Here is a 3,465-nt window from a genome sequence, read left to right on the forward strand (position 1 = left end):
GCGCGGTGGCGCCCGAGACGAGCACGGCGGCCAGCACCACGAGGAACTGCAGCGTGGAGAACACGGCCGCGGTGCGCAGGTCGAAGTAGACCACCGTCTGGACCCAGATCTCGGACTCCAGGGTGCCCACGCCGGGCCGGCCCAGCGTCTGCACGATTCCGAACGCGGACGCGCAGAACAGGAAGATGAGCGCCGCGGAGCTGGCCAGCGCCGGCGCCAGCTGCGGCAGGGTCACCGTGCGGAAGGCGCGCCAGCCCGAGGAGCCCAGGGTCCGCGCCGCCTCCGCCTGCCGCGGGTCCAGGGACGCCCACAGGGCGCCCACCTGGCGCACCACCACGGAGACGTTGAAGAACACCATGGCCAGCACGACGGCGGCCGTGGACTGGTCCAGGCCCGTCCAGCCGAACGGGCCACCCGGGGCCAGCAGGGCGCGGAACGCCACGCCGACCACCACGGTGGGCAGCACGAACGGCACCGTGATCACCGCGCGCAGCGCCGCCCGTCCCGGGAAGGCGCGCCGGTGCAGCACGAACGCCGCCGGCAGCCCCAGCGCCACCGCCAGGACCGTGCCGGCCGCCGCCATCCCCAGCGTCTGGCCCACGATCCGCCACGTGCGCTCGCGGCCCAGCACCTCCGCGAAGGCGCCCAGGTCCAGGACGCCCTCGGCGGACACGCCGCGCCAGAGCATCGCGCCCACCGGCCACGCGAAGAACACCATCAGGAACGCCACGGGCACCACCGCGGCCAGCAGCCACCACGCCCCGATCCCGTCCCCGCCGGCGGTGCGCCGCCGTCGTCGTCCCCCGGACGCGGCCGGGCCGGGCGCGTCCGAGGGCGCGCCCGGCCCGCCCACCGCCACGGGGACGGAGGTCAGCCCGCCCGTCAGGAGGCCGCCTCCTCGTGCAGGGCCGTCCACTCCTTCAGGAGGTCCTCACGGCGGGAGTCCAGGAGCCCCGCGTCCGGGACGATCGGGTCCTCGACCAGCGGGGCGTGCTCGGCCCAGGCCTCGGGCAGCGGGACCGAGGAGTCGACCGGGTACATGTACATGGCGTCCGGGATGGCCGCCTGCACGTCCTCGGTGAGCAGGAAGTCCACGAACGCGCGGGCGCCCTCGGGGTTCTCCGCGCCCTCGACGACGCCGGCGTACTCCACCTGCGGGGTGCACGAGGCCGCCACCACGTCCGTGTCCGGGGCGAACGCGGGGGAGGAGGAGTAGGACAGCACGATCGGCCGGGTGCCGGTGCCCTCGCCGCCGGAGAACGAGGTGTTGTAGGCGTCGGACCAGGAGGCGTCCACCTGCATGCCGCCCTGCAGGGCGGTGCGCCACCAGTCCTGCCAGCCGTCCTCGCCGAACTCGGCCACGGTGGCGGCCAGCAGCGCCAGGCCGGGGGAGGAGCTGACGGGGCTGGTGACCACGGTCAGCTCGGCGTACTCGGGGGCGGCCACCTGCTCCAGCGTGGTCGGGGCCGCCAGCCCCTGCTCCTGGAACCACGGGGTGTCCACGTTCAGGCACACCTGCCCCTGGTCCACCGGGGTCATGCGGCCGTCCACCACGAGGTCCCGGGCGGAGTCGGGCAGGTCGGCGGGGACGTGCTCGGCGATCACGCCCTCGGACACCAGGCGGTGGGCCGAGTGGTCCTCGATGCCGTAGACGCCGTCCACGGTGGGGGCGTCCTTGGCCAGCAGCAGCTGGTTCACCACGGAGCCGGCGTCGCCCGGGGCGGTGGTGACGAGGGTGTGGCCCGACTCCTGCTCGAACCGGGCGATCAGCCCGTCCGGCAGGGAGAAGGAGTCGTGCGTCATGATCGTGACGGTCTTCGCCTCGGCCGAGGACGAGCCCTGGTCGCCGGAGCCGCCGCGGTCGGCGACCGAGCAGCCGGTGAGGGCGAGGGCCGCCACGGAGAGGGCGACGAGGGCGCCGTGCCGGCGGGGCCGGGTGCGGACGCGGTGCGGGGCGGTGGTCATGGCGGTCTCCTCCGTGCGGTGCAGGAGGGGCCGGTGCGACGCCGGCCGGGCGTCTGCCGGGGACGACGTCGACCGGGAGGACTCGACTTCCTTCGCCGGTGCGAGCCGGAGCAGGTTCGAGGGTCTGCGGCGGACCGCACTCTCAGCGCCGTGGGGCGCTCCCCTGTCGATGTGACACGTCGACCCTACCCCGTCCGGTCCCGTGCATAGACTGCCCGGGTGAGCGCCGCACAGCCCGTCGGGGCGGCCCCGACCCCCTCCGCCGCCGGTCCCGTCTCGGACTGGGACATCCGCCGTCCGCATCGCATGTGGCCGCGGATGCTCGTGATCGTCCTGACGCTGGCCGGGCTCGTGCTCCTGGTCCAGTTCTTCCAGGGCATCGCGTCCATCGCGGCGCCCGTGTTCCTCGGCCTGAACCTCGTGATCGTGGCCTACCCGCTGCAGGCGTGGCTGATCCGCCGGGGCGTGCACCCGGTGCTCGGGGCCGCCGCCAGCGTGGTGGTGGTCGTGGCCGTGCTCGGGGCGTTCGTGGGCATGATCGTGTGGTCCGGCCTCGAGCTGGTGGCCGAGCTGCCCAAGTACTCGGGCCAGTTCCAACAGATCGTCCTGGACGTCTCGAACTGGCTGAACGCGCGCGGCGTCACCCCGGACATGGTCTCCCAGCAGCTCGCCTCGATCGACATGAGCGCGGTGACCAGCGCGGCGGTCAGCGCGCTCACCAAGATCGCCACGAACCTCTACGCCGTGCTCGGCCTGCTCGTCACCGTGGTGATGGGCATGTTCTTCCTGGCCATGGACTCCATGGACGTGGAGCGCCGGGTCCGGCTGCTCAGCACCGCCCGCCTCGAGCTCGGCGAGGCGCTCATCGACTTCGCCCACGGCGTGCGCCGGTACTGGGTGGTCACCACCGTGTTCGGCCTGATCGTGGCCGTGCTGGACGTGATCGCCCTGGTCCTCATCGGCGTCCCGCTGGCGCTCGTGTGGGGGGTGCTGAGCTTCCTGACGAACTACATCCCGAACGTCGGGTTCATCATCGGGCTCATCCCGCCGGCCATCCTCGGCCTGGCGGCGGGCGGCTGGACCTCGTTCCTGTGGGTGGTGGTGAGCTACAGCGTGCTGAACTTCGTGCTGCAGTCCGTGATCCAGCCGAAGGTGGCCGGGGACGCGATCGGCGTGATCCCCACCGTCAGCTTCCTCTCCCTGCTGTTCTGGGCCTGGGTCCTCGGCCCGCTCGGGGCCATCCTCGCCCTGCCCTGCACCCTGCTGGCCAAGGCCGTGCTCATCGACGCCGATCCGAACTCCCGGTGGGTGAACTCGCTGATCGCCTCGGACCTGAAGGGCATGGAGCGGCGGCAGCACTCCCTGCTGGAGCGCCTGCGCGTGGGCCGGCGCGGCGAGGGCCGGGCGGGGAAGGCTGACGCCGAGGCCGGCGCCGACGTCGCCGCCGCCGGGGTCGACGACGCGCTGGGCGGCGGCGGTCTCTGATACACATCTGACGCG

Annotated in this window: 3 protein-coding genes and 1 riboswitch; of the genes, 1 reads left to right on the forward strand and 2 read right to left on the reverse strand. The window is 73.5% G+C overall.

What is annotated here, in order from left to right; all coding sequences use genetic code 11:
• Together NWP10_RS10990 and NWP10_RS10995 are read right to left on the reverse strand one after the other, a co-directional pair.
• A partial coding sequence (locus NWP10_RS10990) for an ABC transporter permease (RefSeq protein WP_375162489.1) occupies positions 1 to 916 on the reverse strand: 916 nt, incomplete at its 3' end.
• Complete coding sequence (locus NWP10_RS10995; protein ID WP_258300937.1) at positions 883 to 1,965, reverse strand: thiamine ABC transporter substrate binding subunit; 1,083 nt, start codon at positions 1,963 to 1,965, stop codon at positions 883 to 885. The genes NWP10_RS10995 and NWP10_RS10990, both read right to left, overlap by 34 nt.
• A gap of 70 nt (positions 1,966 to 2,035) precedes the next feature.
• Positions 2,036 to 2,140: riboswitch (TPP riboswitch) on the reverse strand.
• 44 nt (positions 2,141 to 2,184) lie between these two features.
• Here NWP10_RS10995 and NWP10_RS11000 point away from each other — a divergent pair.
• Positions 2,185 to 3,450, forward strand: a complete 1,266-nt coding sequence (locus NWP10_RS11000; RefSeq protein WP_258300938.1) for an AI-2E family transporter — start codon at positions 2,185 to 2,187, stop codon at positions 3,448 to 3,450.
• Positions 3,451 to 3,465 lie beyond the last annotated feature (15 nt).

It is taken from the genome of Micrococcus sp. HG099 (genome assembly GCF_024723355.1).
GTDB lineage: Bacteria > Actinomycetota > Actinomycetes > Actinomycetales > Micrococcaceae > Micrococcus > Micrococcus endophyticus.

Excerpts from the sequence above, each read along its gene's own strand:
- NWP10_RS10995 (WP_258300937.1), bottom strand. The coding sequence starts at position 1,965 with ATGACCACCGCCCCGCACCGCGTCCGCACCCGGCCCCGCCGGCACGGC.